Origin of the sequence: Pseudomonas sp. SG20052 (assembly GCF_031766055.1) — a bacterium.
Classification (GTDB): Bacteria; Pseudomonadota; Gammaproteobacteria; order Pseudomonadales; family Pseudomonadaceae; genus Aquipseudomonas; species Aquipseudomonas mandelii.
Genome location: NZ_CP134498.1, coordinates 5500433 through 5518348, shown reverse-complemented (window position 1 = coordinate 5518348; position 17916 = coordinate 5500433). Strand labels below are relative to the sequence as shown.

The window sequence follows — 17916 nt, the reverse complement described above, 5'->3', positions numbered from 1 at the left end:
AAGAGAGGATCTCTATGTCCCTGCGCTTTGCGCTGCTTCTGCTGTTGGCCAGCCTGTGTGCTGGTTGCGTCCTGTCGGGCGATTTCAACCCGATGAAAACCAGCAAAGGTCGCGATGAAGCGCGTGCTGCCTATGTGCAACTGGGCTTGGGATACTTGCAGCAAGGCATGACCGAACGGGCGAAAGTGCCGTTGAAGAAAGCCTTGGATCTGGATGACTCGGACCCGGATGCCAATGCGGCGCTTGGGTTGGTGTTTCAGGCTGAAATGGAACCTGAACTGGCAGACCAGCACTTTCGCAAGGCGCTGTCTTCCCGCCCCGACGATGCTCGAATCCTGAACAACTACGGCAGCTTTCTTTTCGAAGAAAAACGTTACAAAGAGGCTTACGAGCGCTTTGAACAGTCCGCCGCCGATACCCTGTATCCTGAGCGTTCGCGGGTGTTCGAGAACCTGGGCATGACTGCTTCGAAGCTGGGTCAGCGTGATCTGGCCCAGCAGCAACTGGAAAAAGCCCTGCGTTTGAACCGCCAACAACCGCGTGCATTGCTGGAAATGGCTGAGTTGTCCTTCGAAGACAGGCATTATGTGCCCGCGCGTGACTATTACGATCGTTTTAGCCTGCTCACCGAGCAAAATGCACGTAGTCTATTGCTCGGCGTTCGGCTGGCAAAAGTGTTTGAAGATCGCGACAAGGCCGCCAGTTTTGGCCTGCAACTAAAACGACTCTATCCCGGTACGCCGGAATATCAGCAATACCTGTCGGAGCAATGATGAAAGCGGCGCATCCCGAAGTTGTAGCAGCGAATCGCGTTAACCCCGGTGAGACTTTGCGCCAGGCCCGCGAAAGCAATGGCTGGTCGCTGGCTGAAGTGGCCCTCAAGCTCAACCTCACCGTTAATTCCTTGAGTAATCTGGAAGCCGGCGCTTTCGACAAGCTGCCGGGGCACACCTTTGCTCGCGGTTATATTCGCGCGTATGCCAAATTGTTGGGCATGGACCAGACCGTTCTGGTCCAGCAGTTCGACCAATCCACCGGCACCGACTCCCAGGGCAGCAATGTCCACAGCCTGGGGCGTATCGAAGAACCGGTTCGGGTTTCCCACACTATTTTGCGCATTGTCAGCCTGCTGTTGCTGATCGCAGTGATTGGCGGTGGTTTTGTCTGGTGGCAGGATCAAACTTCCCAGCGCACCAAGGACCTGATCACCCCGAGCCCGGAACACGTCGAAGTCGAAGGCGCGGATGGCACCACCCAGATCCATCCGCTGGACGAGCCGGAAGACCAGGCCGTCGCGGAAGGTCAGGTTGACGGGGCAACCGCGCTGGCGTTGCCGCAAGCCGAAAACGCCACTGAAGCACCGGCCGGGACTGAAGCCACTGCGCCTGCCGCCGCGCCGACTGCCCCCGCTGTCCCAGCGCCTGCTGCACCGGCGCACAGCACCGCTCCGGTTGTCGCGACTCCCGTAGCGCCGGCTCCGACGGCTCCTGTTGTATCAACTCCGCCTGCAAGCGCTTCGGTGACGCCGACCATCCCCGCTCCAGCACCGGCAGCTCCGGTTGCCGGCCAAGGTCAGGTTCAACTGCAGTTCACCGCCGATTGCTGGACGCAAGTGACCGATGGCACCGGCAAAGTGCTGTTGAGCGGTCTGAAGCGTAAAGGCGAAAGTGTTTCCGTCAGCGGCAAGCCGCCGTTTGCCGTGCGTCTGGGCTTCGCCCGTGGCGCGCAGGTCAGCTACAACGGGCAGGCGGTTGATGTCGCTCCGTTCACCAGTGGCGAGACTGCTCGCCTGAAGTTGGGTCAATAAGTCATGCACGGCGAATCTCCAATCAAACGTCGCGAATCCCGCAAGATCTGGGTCGGTAACGTGCCCGTCGGCGGCGATGCGCCCATCGCTGTTCAGAGCATGACGAACAGCGACACCAATGACGTGGCCGCCACCGTGGCCCAGATCAATCGTCTGGAAGCCGCTGGTGTCGATATCGTGCGGATTTCCGTGCCGGACATGGATGCCGCCGAAGCCTTCGGCAAGATCAAGCAATTGGTCAAGGTGCCGTTGGTTGCCGACATCCACTTCGACTACAAGATTGCGCTGCGCGTCGCCGAACTGGGCGTTGATTGCCTGCGGATCAACCCGGGCAACATCGGTCGTGAAGACCGCGTGCGCGCGGTGGTCGATGCCGCCCGTGATCGCGGGATCCCGATCCGCATCGGCGTCAACGCCGGTTCCCTGGAAAAAGACCTGCAAAAGAAATACGGCGAGCCGACCCCGGCGGCGCTGGTCGAGTCTGCCCTGCGTCACGTCGAGCACCTTGAACGCCTGAATTTCCAGGACTTCAAGGTCAGCGTGAAGGCCTCCGACGTGTTCATGGCCGTCGCCGCCTACCGCCTGCTGGCCAAGGAAATCGTCCAGCCGCTGCACCTGGGCATCACCGAAGCCGGTGGTTTGCGCTCAGGCACGGTGAAATCCGCTGTGGGCCTCGGTATGCTGCTCGCCGAAGGGATTGGCGATACTATTCGCATCTCGTTGGCGGCCGACCCGGTCGAGGAAGTGAAAGTCGGCTACGACATTCTCAAATCCCTGCACCTGCGTTCCCGTGGCATCAACTTCATCGCCTGCCCGAGCTGCTCGCGGCAGAATTTCGATGTGGTCAAAACCATGAACGAGCTGGAAGGGCGCCTCGAAGATCTGCTGGTGCCGCTGGATGTCGCGGTCATCGGTTGCGTGGTCAACGGGCCGGGTGAAGCCAAGGAAGCCCATATCGGCTTGACCGGCGGCACGCCAAACCTGATTTACATCGACGGCAAGCCGTCGCAGAAACTGACGAATGACAATCTGGTGGATGAGCTTGAACGCTTGATCCGCCAGAAAGCGGCCGAAAAGGTCGAAGCCGACGCGGCAGTCATCGCCCGCGGCTGATCGAACGAATTTAAGGATTTATAGTGAGCAAGTCTCTGCAAGCCATACGTGGCATGAACGACATCCTGCCCGAACAGACCCCGCTGTGGCGTCATTTCGAGGGCACCGTCTCGCGTCTGCTGGATAACTACGGTTACAAGCAGATCCGCATGCCGATCGTCGAGTTCACCGAGCTGTTCAAGCGCTCCATTGGTGAAGTGACCGACATCGTCGAAAAAGAGATGTACACCTTCGACGACCGCAACGGCGATTCCCTGACCCTGCGCCCTGAAGGCACGGCGGCCTGCGTGCGTGCTGTGCTCGAGCACGGCATCACCGGCGGTGGTCAGGTGCAGAAACTCTGGTACATCGGCCCGATGTTCCGTCACGAACGTCCGCAAAAAGGCCGTTATCGCCAGTTCCACCAGATCGGTTGCGAGGTCTTCAACCTCGACGGTCCGGACATCGACGCCGAGCTGATCGTGCTGACCTGGCGCCTGTGGGGCGAGCTGGGCATCCGTGATGCGGTCAAGCTTGAGCTCAACAGCCTGGGCACCGCCGAGTCCCGTGCTCGTTATCGCGAAGCGCTGGTCGAGTTCCTCTCGTCCCGTCTGGACAAGCTGGACGAAGACAGCCAGCGCCGTCTGAAAACCAACCCTTTGCGGGTGCTCGATACCAAGAACGCCGACACGCAAGCCGTGCTGGTCGATGCGCCGAAAATGGCCGACTACCTGGACGAAGAATCCCGTGTGCACTTCGAGGGCCTGAAGGCTCGCCTGGACACCGCCGGCATTCCTTACGTGATCAACCCGAAGCTGGTTCGCGGGCTGGATTACTACAGCAAGACCGTTTTCGAATGGGTCACCGACAAGTTGGGCGCCCAGGGCACCGTGTGTGCCGGTGGTCGTTACGACGGTCTGGTGGAGCAGATGGGTGGCAAGCCAACCCCGGGCGTCGGTTTCGCCATGGGTATCGAGCGCCTGGTGCTGTTGCTTGAAACCCTGGAGCAGATTCCGGAAGAAATCTCCCGTCAGGTCGACGTTTACCTCTGCGCCTTCGGAGAAGCCGCCGAGCTGGCCGGTCTGGCCCTGAGTGAACGTGTACGTGATCAATTGCCCAACCTGCGCCTGCAAGTCAATGCCGGCGCGGGCAGCTTCAAAAGCCAGTTCAAGAAGGCCGACAAGAGCGGTGCGCTGTATGCGCTGATCCTCGGTGACGACGAAATGGCCCAGCAAGTGGTAGGTTTCAAACCCCTGCGTGGCCAGGGCGAACAACAAAGCATTGCCTGGGATGCGCTTGCTGCACACCTGGCCACCTGCGTCGTGCAGGGTTGAAGCTGTCATAAACAGCCGATTTAGCGATTAAGGAGTATTGGGGTGTCGAGTACCGAAGACGAAAACCTGGCAGATTTTAAGGACTGGTGGACACGCAACGGCAAGCCCCTGGTCACTGGCGGCCTGTTGGCGCTGGTCATCGTGTTCGGCTGGCAGGCCTTTCAGAAGTATCAGAGCAATCAGTCGCAAGGCGCCTCGATTCTCTATCAGCAACTGCTCGAAACCACGCTGACGCCTGACGGCAAGCCTGATGCCGCCCGTGTTTCGGACCTGGCCGGCAAGCTCAACAGCGAGTTCGGCGGTAGCGCCTATGCACAGTACGGCAGCTTGTTCGTGGCAAAAGTCGCGGTCGACAGCGGCAAGCTGGACGACGCGGCCACCGAGCTGAAAGCCATCGTGGCAAAACCGGCCAACCCGGCGCTGGGCGAAATCGCCCGTCAGCGTCTGGCGCAGGTACTGGCGGCGCAGAACAAGGTCGATGAGGCCCTGAAGCTGCTCGAAGGCGATGCTGACAAGGCATTCCTGGCCACGCGCGAAGAACTCAAAGGCGACCTGCTGGTGCAGTTGGGTCGTACCGACGAAGCAAACACGGCGTATCAAAAAGCCAAGGCGGCACTGTCGGATGAAGCGGCGGTCGGTGGCCTACAAATCAAGCTGGACGACCTGGCCAAAGGGGATGCGTGACGTGATCCGTTGGAAACATGCAGCATTGCTGGCTCTGGCCATTTTGGCCGCGGGTTGCAGCAGCAACAGCAAAAAAGAATTGCCACCGGCCGAGTTGACCGACTTCAAAGAAGAAGTGGTTCTGCAAAAGCAGTGGAGTCGTTCGATCGGTGACGGTCAGGGCGAAACCTACAACATGCTGGTTCCGGCGATCGAAGGCGATACCATCTATGCTGCCGACGTCACCGGTGTGGTGATGGCGCTGGATCGCAGCAACGGCGACGTCAAATGGAAGAAGGACCTTGAACTGCCTGTTTCCGGCGCCGTTGGCGTGGGTTACGGTCTGGTCATGTTCGGCACCATCAAGGGCGAAATCGTTGCTCTGGATGCGATCAATGGTGAAGAGAAATGGCGCGCTCGCGTGTCCAGCGAAGTACTCGCACCGCCGGCCAACAACGGTGACGTGGTTGTGGTTCAGACTCAGGACGACCGTCTGATTGGTTTGGATGCCGCCACCGGCACCCAGCGCTGGTTGTATGACAGCACGCCTGCGGTCCTGACCTTGCGCGGCACCAGCGCACCGATCGTCACCAACCGCCTAGCGGTGGCTGGCCTGTCGACCGGTAAAGTGGTCGCTCTCGATATTTCCAACGGCGTGCCGGTGTGGGAACAACGGGTCGCGATTCCACAAGGTCGTTCGGAACTGGAGCGTGTGGTCGATATCGACGGTGGCCTGCTGCTGTCCGGCGAAACACTGTACGTCGCCAGCTACCAGGGTCGCGTTGCGGCACTGGACCTGCAAAGCGGTCGTCAGCTCTGGCAGCGTGATGCTTCCAGCTATGCCGGCGTCGCTCAAGGTTTTGGCAGCGTTTACGTGAGCCTGTCTTCGGGCACCGTTGAAGGCGTCGACGAACGTTCCACCACAGCCTTGTGGAGCAACGATTCGCTGGCCCGTCGTCAACTGTCGGCTCCGGAAGTGTTCTCCAGCTACGTTGCAGTCGGCGATATGGAAGGCTACCTGCACCTGCTGAGCCAGGTGGACGGTCGTTTCGTCGGCCGCGAGCGCATCGACAGCGACGGCCTGCGTGCCCGTCCGCTGGTGGTGGGTGACACGATTTATGTGTATGGCAACAGTGGCAAACTGGAAGCCCTGACCATTAAGTAAAGGTTTGACTATGCTTGGGGTTTAACCCCCAGGCGGCCTTGTTCTGCAAGGCTTGCGGCGCCTTCAAGCGCTGCCCCGAGCACCAGCCGCTGCCTCGCAGCGGCTTTTGTATTTTCTGAAATAACGAAGTGGAGAGCCGCATGGTTCCCGTAATCGCCCTGGTGGGCCGACCGAACGTCGGCAAGTCCACCTTGTTCAACCGCCTGACCAGGACTCGCGACGCCATCGTCGGCGACTTGTCCGGTCTGACCCGTGATCGCCAATACGGTGAGGCCAAGTGGCAAGGGCGTTCCTACATTCTGGTCGACACCGGCGGTATCTCCGGTGACGAGCACGGTATGGACGAAAAAATGGCCGAGCAGTCGTTGCTGGCCATTGAAGAAGCGGATGTCGTTCTGTTCCTGGTAGATGCCAAGGCCGGTTTTACCGCCGCCGACCAGATGATCGCCGAGCATTTGCGCAAACGTAACAAGCGTTCCTACGTGGTTGCCAACAAGGTCGACAACATCGACCCTGAAATGGCCCGCGCCGAGTTCGCCCCGTTGGGCATGGGCCACGCGATTCCGATCGCCGGCGCCCACGGTCGTGGCATCACCCAGATGCTGGAAATCGCCCTGAGCGACTTCCCGAAAGACGATGACGAACAGGAAGAAGGCGAGGAAGAGATCGTTGCCGAAGGCGAGGAAGCCAAGCGCATTCCTGGCCCTAGCGAAAAAGACGGGATCAAGATCGCCATCATCGGCCGCCCGAACGTCGGCAAGTCGACCCTGGTCAATCGCATGCTCGGTGAAGACCGGGTTATCGTCTATGACGAGCCTGGTACCACTCGCGACAGCATCTACATCCCGTTCGAGCGTAACGACGAGAAGTACACGCTGATCGACACCGCCGGTGTGCGCAAGCGCGGCAAGATCCACGAAGAAGTCGAAAAGTTCTCCGTGGTCAAAACCCTGCAAGCGATCAAAGACGCCAACGTGGTGATCTTTGTGATGGACGCCCGCGAGGGTGTGGTCGATCACGATCTCAACCTGCTGGGCTTCGCCATTGAGTCGGGTCGTGCGCTGGTGATCGCGATCAACAAGTGGGACGGCATGACGCCGAGCGAGCGTGACTTCGTGAAGGTCGAGCTGCAACGTCGACTGTTCTTCGTCGACTACGCCGACATCCACTTCATCTCGGCCCTGCACGGTACGGGCGTGGGCAACCTCTATGCCTCCGTACAGAACTCGTTCAAGTCCGCGGTTACCCGCTGGCCAACCAACCGCCTGACCACGATCCTGGAAGATGCGGTCAGCGAGCACGCGCCGCCGATGGTCAACAACCGCCGGATCAAGCTGCGTTATGCCCACTTGGGTGGTGCGAACCCGCCGATCATCGTGATCCACGGTAACCAGATCGAGAAGGTGCCGAAGTCTTACGTCCGTTATCTGGAAAACACTTACCGTCGTGTCTTGAAGCTGGTCGGTACGCCGATCCGCATCGAGTTCAAGGGCGGCGAGAACCCGTTCGAAGGCAAAAAGACCACGCTCACCGACCGTCAGGTCAACAAGAAGCGTCGCATGATGTCGCACCACAAAAAGGCCGACAAAAAGCGCCGCGATAAGAAATAGAAGCAGCTTTAAGTTTCAAGCTGCACGCTTCAAGTCACTGCAGAAAAGGGCTCAAGTCAGAGCCCTTTTTTGTGTCTGATGGTTTGTTGCTTGACCACTTGCAGCTTGCAGCTTGAAACTTGCAGCTCACCTGCAAGGGGCTACCGATGATCACCAGTAAGCTGCCGAATGTCGGCATCACTATCTTCACTCAGATGTCTCAGCTCGCGGCGCAAACCGGGGCGATCAACCTGTCCCAGGGGTTTCCTGATTTCGATGCGCCGCAAGCCCTGTGCGATGCGGTCGGTCGGCACATTGCCAATGGCCACAACCAATATTCACCGATGACCGGCCTGCCGGCGCTGCGTCAGCAGATTTCGGCGAAGATCGCCCGCACCTACGGCGTCAGCGTGGATGCCGACCATGAAGTGACGGTCACTCCTGGTGCCACCCAAGCGATCTTCTGTGCGATTCAAGCGGTTATCCACAGCGGCGATGAAGTGATCGTGTTCGATCCGTGCTACGACAGCTACGAGCCGTCGGTGGAGCTGGCCGGTGGGCGATGCGTGCATGTGCAACTGGGTCTGAATGATTTTTCCATCGACTTCGAGAAACTCGCCGAAGCGATTACGCCGCGAACGCGGATGATCGTGCTGAACGCTCCGCATAACCCGAGTGGCGCGCTGATCAGCCGTGCTGAGCTGGACCAGTTGGCAGCGTTGATTCGGGATCGCGACATCTACATCGTCAGTGACGAAGTCTACGAACACCTGGTCTTCGACGGCGTGCCTCACGTCAGCGTGCTGAATCACGAAGAGCTGTATCAGCGCGCCTTCGTGGTCAGTTCTTTCGGCAAGACCTATCACGTCACCGGGTGGAAAACCGGCTACGTGGTCGCACCGCCGGCGCTCACCGCCGAGCTGCGCAAGGTTCACCAGTACGTCAGTTTCTGCGGCGTGACCCCGCTGCAATACGCCTTGGCCGACTTCATGGCCGAACATCCTGAACACGTCGAAGAACTGCCGGGTTTCTACCAGGCCAAGCGCGATCTGTTCTGCGATCTGCTGGCGTCGTCGCGTTTCAGCTTCAAGCGCGTGACCGGCACGTATTTTCAGTTGGTCGATTATTCGCAGATCCGCCCGGACCTCAATGACGTCGAAATGGCGCTGTGGATGACCCGTGAACATGGCGTGGCGAGCATCCCGATCTCGGTGTTCTACCAGACACCACCTGAAGGCCAGCGCCTGGTGCGCTTGTGCTTCGCCAAACGCGAGGAGACGTTGCGTGAAGCAGCGGCAAAACTATGCGTGATCTGAGTGCACTGCCCAATCTGAACGTCGCGCTGATCCAGACCACCCTGGCCTGGCACGACCGTCAGGCCAACCTGGAGCATTTCGAGCCATTGCTTGAGCAGGCTCGCGGGGCGGATCTGATCATTCTGCCGGAGATGTTCACCACCGGTTTTTCCATGGAATCGCAGACCCTCGCCGAAGCGGAAAACGGTCCGACCAGCAAATGGCTACGTGTCCAGGCGGCGAAACTTGATGCGGTGATCACCGGCAGCGTCATCGTCCAGGCCGCTGATGGCAGCCACCGCAATCGATTGTTGTGGGCGCGGCCGGACGGGGAAGTCTGGCACTACGACAAGCGTCACCTGTTCCGCATGGCCGGTGAGCACAACCACTACACACCGGGTGAGCGCCAGGTGCAGTTCGAGCTCAAGGGCTGGCGTGTGCGGCCGCTGATTTGCTACGACTTGCGTTTCCCGGTCTGGAGCCGCGATGCACAAGACACTGACTTGCTGCTCTACACCGCCAACTGGCCCGGCGCGCGTCGTCAGCATTGGAACCGTTTGCTGCCAGCGCGGGCGATTGAAAACCTGTGCTACGTCGCGGCGGTCAATCGCATTGGTACCGACGGCAAAGGCTTTGCTTACACTGGTGATAGCCAGGTGCTGGATTTTCAGGGTGAGACATTGCTCAGTGCCGGCGAAGCCGATGGCGTGTTCCAGGTCGTGCTGAATGCGGCGGATCTGCAAGCCTATCGCACACGGTTTCCGGCGAATCTCGATGCTGATACGTTCGAGTTCACCTGATATCTCGGCAGCCTGAGCCGGCCTCATCGCGAGCAGGCTCACTCCCACAGTGGATCGCGTGAATAGAGATTTTGTGTGCACCCGAAGCCTCCTGTGGGAGTGAGCCTGCTCGCGAAGAGGCCATGACAGGCACCCTAAAAATGCCAGGCAAACAAAAAGGCCCCGAGGTTTTCACCTCGGGGCCTTTTGCATTGCCGCGAACGCTTACGCCGCTTTCGCTTCCGGCTGGCTCAGGGAGCGGTTCAGCGCGCTGAACAGGGCCTTGAAGCTCGCGGTGGTGATGTTTTCATCGATACCGACGCCATGCACCGCACGTTCACCGTTCACACGCAGTTCGATGTAAGCCGCTGCCTTGGCATTGGTGCCCGCGCCGATTGCGTGTTCGTTGTAGTCCATGATTTCCACCGGGATCGGCAGGCCGGCCACCAAGGCTTCCAGCGCGCCGTTGCCCTTGCCGCGCCAGTGCAGGTTGGTTTCGCCCTGGCCTTTGCCCGAGACTTCCACTTCCACGGCACTGTGACCGTTTTCTTCCTGCAGGCGATGGCTGACCAGCGCATACGGGGTGTTGGCCTGCAAATACTCGCTGTGCAGCAACGCGTGGATCTGTTGGGCGGTCATCTCCAAGCCGAGGCGATCGGTTTCACGCTGTACCACCTGGCTGAACTCGATCTGCATGCGACGCGGCAAGCTGATGCCGTATTCCTGTTCCAGCAAGTAGGCGATACCGCCCTTGCCCGACTGGCTGTTGACGCGGATCACCGCCTCGTAGCTGCGGCCGATGTCGGCCGGGTCGATCGGCAAGTACGGCACTTCCCACAAGGCGTCCGGTTTCTGCTGGGCAAAGCCCTTGCGGATCGCGTCCTGGTGCGAGCCGGAGAACGCGGTGTGAACCAGGTCGCCGACGTAGGGGTGACGTGGGTGCACCTGGATCTGGTTGCATTCTTCAACGACTTTGCGCACGCCGTCGATGTCGGAGAAGTCCAGCTCAGGATGAATGCCCTGGGTGTAGAGGTTCAGTGCCACGGTCACGAGATCAACGTTACCGGTACGCTCGCCGTTACCGAACAGGCAGCCTTCGACACGGTCAGCACCGGCCATAAGGCCCAGTTCGGTGGCCGCCACGCCTGTACCACGGTCGTTGTGGGTGTGCAGGCTGATGATCACGCTGTCACGACGGTTGATGTGACGGCCGAACCATTCGATCTGGTCGGCATAGATGTTCGGGGTCGCGCATTCGACGGTGGCCGGCAGGTTGAGGATCACCTTGTGCTCAGGCGTCGGGTTCCAGACGTCGATGACCGCGTCGCAGACTTCCTTGGCGAACTCCAATTCGGTCGCGCTGAAGGTTTCCGGCGAGTATTCGAAGGTCCACTGGGTGTCCGGTTGCTGGGCGGCATATTTGACGAACAGCTTGGCGGCGTTCACGGCGATGGCCTTGACACCTTCCTTGTCCTGGTTGAAGACAATGCGGCGGAAGGACGGGGAGGTCGCGTTGTACAAGTGAACGATGGCTTTCTTCGCCCCGCGCAGGGATTCGAAAGTGCGCTCGATCAGGTCTTCACGGCCCTGGGTCAACACCTGGATGGTGGTGTCGTCCGGGATGTGGTTGCCTTCGATCAGGGTACGCACGAAGTCGAAGTCGGTTTGCGACGCGGCCGGGAACGACGCTTCGATCTCTTTCACACCGACTTGCACCAACGTCTTCCAGAAACGCAGCTTCTTGACCGCGTCCATTGGCTCGATCAGCGACTGGTTGCCGTCACGAAGGTCGGAACTGCACCAGATCGGCGCTGCGGTGATGGTCTTCGATGGCCAGGTGCGGTCCGGGATGTCGATGGTCGGGAACGCGCGGTATTTCGAAGACGGGTCTTTGAGCATGCTCATCGGGAAATCCTTATTGTGTGGGCCGAAAAAAGGCGGCCTGCCGGTGGATCAATGTTCTTGGGGAAAAGCGTGGGGCGAGGCACCGCGATTCAGCCTGGCAGTCGTGCACTGACGAGGCACAGGCTGCGGTGCTGACGAAGCTGAATGAGGGTGTGAGAGGTTTTCATGCCTTCAACCCTAACCGCCGTGATTGAGGATGGCAAGCAGTCGAAAAAAATTGAGAGGAATACTCGAATAGTCGGGATTATCGCGATTTTATTGCGGTTCGGCCGGGTGATTGTGTTGATGTTTGCGCGAGGTTTGAAGAGGGCGCAATTGAAAGTTGGCAGCCTTGTCTTGGCGACGGCAGCTATTCTTAAAGCCTCAACCAGACGACTGGAATGCAGGAGTCAGCAATGAACGAGTCGGATTGGAAGCTTTACAGTGCGTTGCGCCCGTTGGCCCATGAGCGGATGTGTAACCGGATCATGGACGAAGTCGAGCGCACGGTGCTGGATAGAAGCCAAGCGCCTTATGATCGAATTGAAGCGAGCGAAGAGCTGCTCAAAGCCGGACAAAAGGAGCTGTATTGGGCATTTGGCGCTTTCAGGTTCTCACGCGATGACGCCAGTTCTCACTTGCTGGCGTTGTGTGCCCGCGAGTTGATCACGGCTGAAGAATTGGCTGGCTTCTCGCAAGACACTCAAACATGGATCAGCAATTGTCTGGCGAACCGGGAGGTCCATGGTATTGAGGATCTGGACGCTGAATAAGCGGCGGCAGTGATGGCCCTATCGCGAGTCTGATTGCGAATGGGCCAGTCGCCTCAAAGAAGATTCAGGGCTGGAAAGCACCAATAAAAATCGCCGGATCCACCCGCGCATCATTCAGGCTGACATTCCAGTGCATGTGCGGCCCGGTCGCCCGCCCGGTGGCGCCGACTTTCCCGACTACACCGCCGCGCGCCAGTTGCTGCCCCACCTTCACGTCAATCTTCGACATATGGCAGAACATGCTGATAAAGCCCTGCCCATGGTCGACGAACACCGTATTGCCATTAAAGAAGTAGTTGCCGATCAGGATCACCTTGCCCGCCGCCGGAGTCTTGATCGGTGTGCCGGCGCCCACGGCGAAATCCAGGCCCGAGTGGGGATTGCGCTCTTCGCCATTAAAGAACCGGCGCACACCGAACTTGCTCGACAGCGGCCCGTTGACCGGTTTGTCCAGCAGCAGGTTGCTCGGGGTGTTCGGACTGAACGTGCGGTAGGCGGCGATTTGCTCGGCCAGTTCACCTTCGATGCGCTTAAGGTTCTCCGGGTTCGGATTGACCTGCTGCGTGTTTTTCAGGGTGATGTGCTGTTCCGGATACTTCTTGTTGCCGACCGTGAAACTCAGGATGCGACCGCCGCTGCTGACCTGCTGCGTGCCCGGTTTAACCGTCAATGGCACGCCGACAATCGCCAGCCAATTGTTCTGTTCCTTGACCACCAGCACCGACTTGCCTTGGTAGCTGGCTTTTGGCGCCTGTGCAGAAGCACCCAGGTCCACCACGGCCACGCCCCCCGGCACCGGTTTATTCAACAGGCGGGTGATGTAGCTGTCGGCGTGGGCATTGAAGGTCAGGCATAGCAACAGCAGCGGAGCTAAAAAACGCGGCATGGATCAATCCAGTAAAGAAAGGGTGACAGGCGTCAGGTGATTGTCTTCGACCCGGACGTGCAGCTCGCCTTCGCCCAGTTTGGCTTTCAGGCGCTGACCGGTATGGGTTTGCTCGGCGCTGCGAATCGCGTTGCCGCGTTCATCCAGCAGAATGCTGTAGCCACGGGCCAGGGTCGCCAGCGGGCTGACCACTTGCAGCGTCTGCACCTGACTTTGCAATTGCAGGCGACGGGACTTGAGCCCTTCGCGCATGGCTCGCGGCAGGCGCTCGGCGAAGCTGTCGAGGCGCTGACGAAGCATTGCCAATTGCCGTCCCGGGTGTTGCCCGGCGAGGCGGGTTTCCAGACGAATCAAGCGTTCGCGACGGGTATTGAGGCTGCGTTCGAACGCGCGGCGCATGCGCATGTCCAGGTCGTCCAGACGTTGCGCTTGTTGGCGCAGACGTTCGCCGGGATGGCGCAAGCGGCGAGACATGCCTTCCAGGCGCAGACGGTCACGCATCAAGCGGTCGCGGATGCGCATCACCAGGCGCCGGTGCAGGCTTTCGACCCGGCGCACCAGGTCGCTGGAATCCGGCGCGAGCAATTCGGCGGCGGCGGAGGGCGTCGGGGCGCGGACGTCGGCGACGAAGTCACTGATCGAGACATCGGTTTCATGGCCGACGGCGCTGACAATCGGCGTCACGCACGCATCCACGGCGCGGGCCACGGCTTCTTCGTTGAAACACCAGAGGTCTTCCAGCGAACCGCCGCCACGGGCGAGGATCAGCGCATCAAAACCGCGAGCGTCCGCCAGTTTCAGCGCGCGGACGATTTGCGCAGTCGCTTCGCGGCCCTGTACGGCGGTCGGGATCAGAGTCAGTTGAACCTGCGGTGCGCGGCGGCGAAAGACGCTGATGATGTCGCGAATCACCGCGCCAGTCGGCGAACTGATAATGCCGATGCGCTGCGGATGCGCCGGCAACGGCACTTTGCGCTCGGCGCTGAACAGGCCTTCGGCGCTGAGTTTTTCCTTCAGTGCATCGAACGCCAGACGCAGCGCACCGTCACCGGCCGGCTCCACGGTGTCGAGGATCAGCTGATAGTCGCCACGCCCCTCGAACAGCGAAACCTTGCCGCGCACCTTGACCGCCAGGCCGTCCTTCAGCGCCTGGCGAACCCGTGCTGCGTTCTGCCGAAACAGCGCGCAACGGACCTGGGCACCGCTGTCCTTGAGGGTGAAATACACGTGGCCGGACGCCGGGCGGGCGAGGTTGGAGATTTCGCCTTCGACCCAGATGTTGCTGAACACGTCTTCGAGCAACACCCGCGCGCGGCCGTTGAGCTGGCTGACAGTCAGGACTTCACGGTCCAGGCCGAGTCTTGCAAAGGGATCTTTAATCATGGGGCGCATGATAAAGGCATTCGTCGAACAATCTCCATGAGTGCGCACAAATCCCTTGTGAGAGCGGGCCTGCGCGCTCCCATAAGGAGTAAAGTCAGCCCCGGGATTCAGGGAAGACGAGGGAATGAGTGTGCTTGAGCTGTTGACCCCATGGCCATTCGGCGCCACGGATTGGCTGGTGATCGGGCTGGGCATTGCCCTAGCCTATATTGTGTTTGGTATCGCCGGATTTGGCACTGCGCTGGTGGCGGGGCCGATTCTGATTCTGTTCATGCCGCTGTCGAAGATCGTGCCGTTGCTGGTGCTGCTGGATTTTGTCGCAGCGTTTGGCAATCTGCTGCCTTCGCGGCGGGATGTGGCAAAGCCCGAGTTGCTGCGGCTGCTGCCCTGCATGGCGGTGGGCTGCACGTTGGGGGTGATCTTTCTGCTGAACCTCAAATCCGATGTGTTATTGCTGTTGATGGGGCTGTTCATCAGCGCTTATGCGATTTACAGCCTGTGGGTCAAAACCCGGCCGACGCAATTGTCCGCCGGTTGGGCCATGCCGATGGGCACTGTGGGTGGGCTGTTCGGGGCGCTGTTTGGCAGTGGCGGCTTTTTATATGCGATCTATTTGAACAGCCGGTTGCCGAAAGAGGCGGCACGGGCGACCCAGAGTGCGCTGATCAGTTGCAGCACCGTGGTGCGCTTGAGCCTGTTTGCCGTCGCAGGTGTCTATGCCGAGCTACCCTTATTGATATTGGCCCTGTGTCTATTGCCGGCCATGGCCGTGGGGCTGTGGGTCGGGCGGCGATTGACCCTGAGATTGTCCCGCGAGGCGTTCGTGCGGCTGGTGACCTGGTTGGTGCTGGCGAGCGGGATTGCCTTGATCGGGCGTTATTTGAGTACTTGACCGGATTTCGTCAGGGATTAAGCTGCCGGCCGTTCCGATGCCTTCGCGGGCAAGCCTCGCTCCTACAGTCGTTCGCAAACTTTTCCGGTAGGAGCGAGGCTTGCCCGCGAAGGCGTCAGTAAGAACACCGCAGAAACATCCAATTGACGCAGTAGGCTTGCACCATGAATTCGCAAAGCATCATCGTCCCGAAAATCTCCACACTGCCGGTACACGAACCCCGGGCCCGGGCGGTCGTGCGCTGGCTGGTGCGCAAGAACATCATCAAGGAAGAGCTGACCACGTGTGGCCGTACCGGTAACCGCATGGGCCACGCCATCGCCGACGGTGCCCGCGCCGTGGTGTTGCACCCACAAGCGCTGCCGTTCGGCGAGCCGATCAATGGCCTGGAGATCATCACCAAGCGCTGCATCTACACGCCGGCCAAGGGATTCCTGGGGGAGGCGGGTTGCGCCGAGTGCCGCAAGGAAGTCGGCGAAGCGCTGTTCGAAAGCCTGGAGGAGTGGATGCCAGGTCGCACCGATAACTTCACCTGCCCGGAATGCGGGCATGAAGACGACATCAACGGCTTTCTTTTCCTGCAGGAATGCGGCTTTTCCAACCTGGGGTTCATCTTTAACAACTGGGCCGAGGCCGGGTTCAAGCAGAGCTTTATCGATGAGTTTGCCGATTGGCTGGATCAGCCCGTCAGTTCGGTGAAAGTCGAGTTGTAGGAAGCGACAATCCCCGTATATCAGTAATGCTAATAATAGAAAGAGTTTTACATTGAACACGAGGGGGTGTCTGACTATAATGGCGCGCTTCCATTTTCCCGCTCGGGAGCCCCCGCGATGCTGCGTATCAGCCAAGAAGCTCTGACATTCGACGACATTCTCCTAGTGCCCGGTTATTCCGAGGTGCTTCCTAACGAAGTCAGTCTCAAGACCCGCCTTACCCGTGGCATCGAGCTGAATATTCCTCTGGTTTCTGCCGCCATGGACACCGTCACTGAAGCCCGTCTGGCAATCGCCATGGCTCAGGAAGGTGGCATCGGTATCATCCACAAGAACATGACCATCGAGCAGCAAGCTGCCGAAGTGCGCAAGGTCAAGCGTTACGAGGCCGGCGTGGTCAAGGACCCGATCACCATCGAGGCTGAAGCCACGGTGCGTGAACTGTTCGAACTGACCCGTCTGCACAACATCTCCGGCGTTCCGGTTTTGCACAATGGCGACCTGGTCGGCATCGTCACTTCCCGTGACGTGCGTTTCGAAAATCGTCTGGAAGCCACTGTCCGCGAAGTGATGACGCCCAAAGAGCGTCTGGTCACGGTCAAGGAAGGCGCCGACAAGAACGACGTTCGCGAGCTGTTGCACAAACACCGTATCGAACGCGTGCTGATCGTCGACGACAAATTTGCCCTCAAAGGCATGATGACCGTCAACGACATCGAAAAAGCCAAGGCGTACCCGCTGGCCAGCAAGGACGATCAAGGTCGTCTGCGTGTTGGCGCAGCAGTCGGTACCGGTAAAGACACCGGTGACCGCGTCGCTGCCCTGGTCAATGCCGGCGTTGACGTGGTGGTGGTCGACACCGCACACGGTCACTCCAAAGGCGTGATCGACCGCGTTCGCTGGGTCAAACAGAATTTCCCTGAAGTGCAGGTCATCGGCGGCAACATCGCCACCGGCGCTGCTGCCAAGGCCCTGGCCGAAGCCGGCGCTGATGCGGTCAAGGTCGGTATCGGCCCTGGCTCGATCTGCACCACCCGTATCGTTGCCGGTGTCGGCGTCCCGCAAATCAGTGCCATCGCCAACGTCGCCGCTGCCCTTGAAGGCACTGGCGTTCCGTTGATCGCTGACGGCGGCATCCGCTTCTCCGGTGACCTGTCCAAGGCCATCGTAGCCGGTGCTTCCTGCGTGATGATGGGCTCGATGTTCGCCGGTACTGAAGAAGCCCCGGGCGAGATCGAACTGTTCCAGGGTCGTTCGTACAAGGCATACCGCGGCATGGGTTCGCTGGGCGCCATGTCCCAGGCCCAGGGTTCCTCCGACCGTTACTTCCAGGACTCCTCCGCGGGTGCCGAGAAGCTGGTTCCGGAAGGCATCGAAGGGCGTGTTCCTTACAAGGGCAGCCTGAGCGCCATCATCCATCAACTGATGGGCGGCCTGCGTTCCTCGATGGGCTACACCGGCAGTGCCGACATCGAAGAAATGCGCACCAAGCCTGAGTTCGTGCGGATCACCGGCGCTGGCATGGCCGAGTCCCACGTCCACGACGTACAGATCACCAAAGAAGCGCCAAACTACCGCGTAGGTTGAGACTTCAAGCAAAACGTTAAGTAACCGGGGCTGTTTTATTCAGCCCCGAGTTGTTTCTGAATCACGACTGTTTC

The 17916-nt window shown here is 59.7% G+C and carries 16 protein-coding genes; 13 read left to right on the top strand and 3 right to left on the bottom strand.

Annotated elements, in window-relative coordinates; all coding sequences use genetic code 11:
* The first annotated feature begins 14 nt into the window (after positions 1–14).
* From pilW to RHP74_RS25220, 9 genes are all read left to right on the top strand, one after another.
* The gene (gene pilW, locus RHP74_RS25260) at positions 15–773 is read left to right on the top strand and encodes a type IV pilus biogenesis/stability protein PilW (protein WP_311096571.1); all 759 of its coding nucleotides are present in this window, start codon (positions 15–17) and stop codon (positions 771–773) included.
* Entirely contained in the window at positions 773–1807 is a 1035-nt protein-coding gene (locus tag RHP74_RS25255; RefSeq protein WP_311096570.1) for a helix-turn-helix domain-containing protein, read from the top strand. Before pilW ends, RHP74_RS25255 begins: the two co-directional genes overlap by 1 nt.
* Positions 1808–1810: 3 nt before the next feature.
* On the top strand, positions 1811–2920 hold the full coding sequence (gene ispG, locus RHP74_RS25250; RefSeq protein WP_010457850.1) for a flavodoxin-dependent (E)-4-hydroxy-3-methylbut-2-enyl-diphosphate synthase: 1110 nt from the start codon (positions 1811–1813) through the stop codon (positions 2918–2920).
* 23 nt (positions 2921–2943) lie between these two features.
* Positions 2944–4233 (top strand): histidine--tRNA ligase, encoded by a 1290-nt coding sequence (hisS, locus tag RHP74_RS25245; protein WP_010457847.1) that lies wholly within the window; start codon positions 2944–2946, stop codon positions 4231–4233.
* A 42-nt stretch (positions 4234–4275) separates the two neighbouring features.
* Positions 4276–4917: a tetratricopeptide repeat protein gene (locus RHP74_RS25240; RefSeq protein ID WP_145308442.1), complete on the top strand. Its 642-nt coding sequence runs from the start codon at positions 4276–4278 to the stop codon at positions 4915–4917.
* Positions 4910–6061, top strand: a complete 1152-nt coding sequence (gene bamB / locus RHP74_RS25235) for an outer membrane protein assembly factor BamB (RefSeq protein ID WP_042932605.1) — start codon at positions 4910–4912, stop codon at positions 6059–6061. The genes RHP74_RS25240 and bamB overlap by 8 nt, the downstream gene beginning before the upstream one ends.
* A gap of 140 nt (positions 6062–6201) precedes the next feature.
* Positions 6202–7671: a ribosome biogenesis GTPase Der gene (gene der / locus RHP74_RS25230; RefSeq protein WP_010457840.1), complete on the top strand. Its 1470-nt coding sequence runs from the start codon at positions 6202–6204 to the stop codon at positions 7669–7671.
* Positions 7672–7817: 146 nt separating this feature from the next.
* Entirely contained in the window at positions 7818–8966 is a 1149-nt protein-coding gene (locus tag RHP74_RS25225; RefSeq protein ID WP_077749337.1) for a pyridoxal phosphate-dependent aminotransferase, read from the top strand.
* Positions 8954–9745 carry an amidohydrolase gene (locus tag RHP74_RS25220; RefSeq protein ID WP_010457836.1) on the top strand — a complete coding sequence of 264 codons (792 nt, stop codon included), beginning with the start codon at positions 8954–8956 and terminating at the stop codon, positions 9743–9745. Before RHP74_RS25225 ends, RHP74_RS25220 begins: the two co-directional genes overlap by 13 nt.
* A gap of 204 nt (positions 9746–9949) precedes the next feature.
* Here the strand turns inward: RHP74_RS25220 and leuA are convergent, their stop codons facing one another.
* Positions 9950–11629, bottom strand: coding sequence for a 2-isopropylmalate synthase (leuA, locus tag RHP74_RS25215; RefSeq protein WP_010457834.1), 1680 nt, complete (start codon positions 11627–11629; stop codon positions 9950–9952).
* 395 nt (positions 11630–12024) lie between these two features.
* Between leuA and RHP74_RS25210 the strand changes: the two genes are divergently transcribed.
* Positions 12025–12381 carry a hypothetical protein gene (locus RHP74_RS25210; protein WP_311096568.1) on the top strand — a complete coding sequence of 119 codons (357 nt, stop codon included), beginning with the start codon at positions 12025–12027 and terminating at the stop codon, positions 12379–12381.
* A 64-nt stretch (positions 12382–12445) separates the two neighbouring features.
* On the opposite strand, the gene RHP74_RS25205 is transcribed toward RHP74_RS25210, so the two are convergent.
* Entirely contained in the window at positions 12446–13267 is an 822-nt protein-coding gene (locus RHP74_RS25205) for a peptidoglycan DD-metalloendopeptidase family protein (protein ID WP_311096567.1), read from the bottom strand.
* Between the two features lie 3 nt (positions 13268–13270).
* Positions 13271–14650 (bottom strand): exodeoxyribonuclease VII large subunit, encoded by a 1380-nt coding sequence (xseA, locus tag RHP74_RS25200; RefSeq protein WP_010457826.1) that lies wholly within the window; start codon positions 14648–14650, stop codon positions 13271–13273.
* A gap of 124 nt (positions 14651–14774) precedes the next feature.
* Between xseA and RHP74_RS25195 the strand changes: the two genes are divergently transcribed.
* The 3 genes from RHP74_RS25195 (at position 14775) to guaB (ending at position 17842) form a co-directional block, all read left to right on the top strand.
* A complete protein-coding gene (locus tag RHP74_RS25195) occupies positions 14775–15542 on the top strand; it encodes a sulfite exporter TauE/SafE family protein (protein ID WP_311096566.1) in 768 nt (255 codons plus the stop codon).
* Between the two features lie 164 nt (positions 15543–15706).
* Positions 15707–16255: a sugar ABC transporter ATPase gene (locus tag RHP74_RS25190; protein WP_311096565.1), complete on the top strand. Its 549-nt coding sequence runs from the start codon at positions 15707–15709 to the stop codon at positions 16253–16255.
* Positions 16256–16372: 117 nt separating this feature from the next.
* On the top strand, positions 16373–17842 hold the full coding sequence (gene guaB, locus RHP74_RS25185; protein WP_010457821.1) for an IMP dehydrogenase: 1470 nt from the start codon (positions 16373–16375) through the stop codon (positions 17840–17842).
* The last annotated feature ends 74 nt before the right edge of the window (positions 17843–17916 follow it).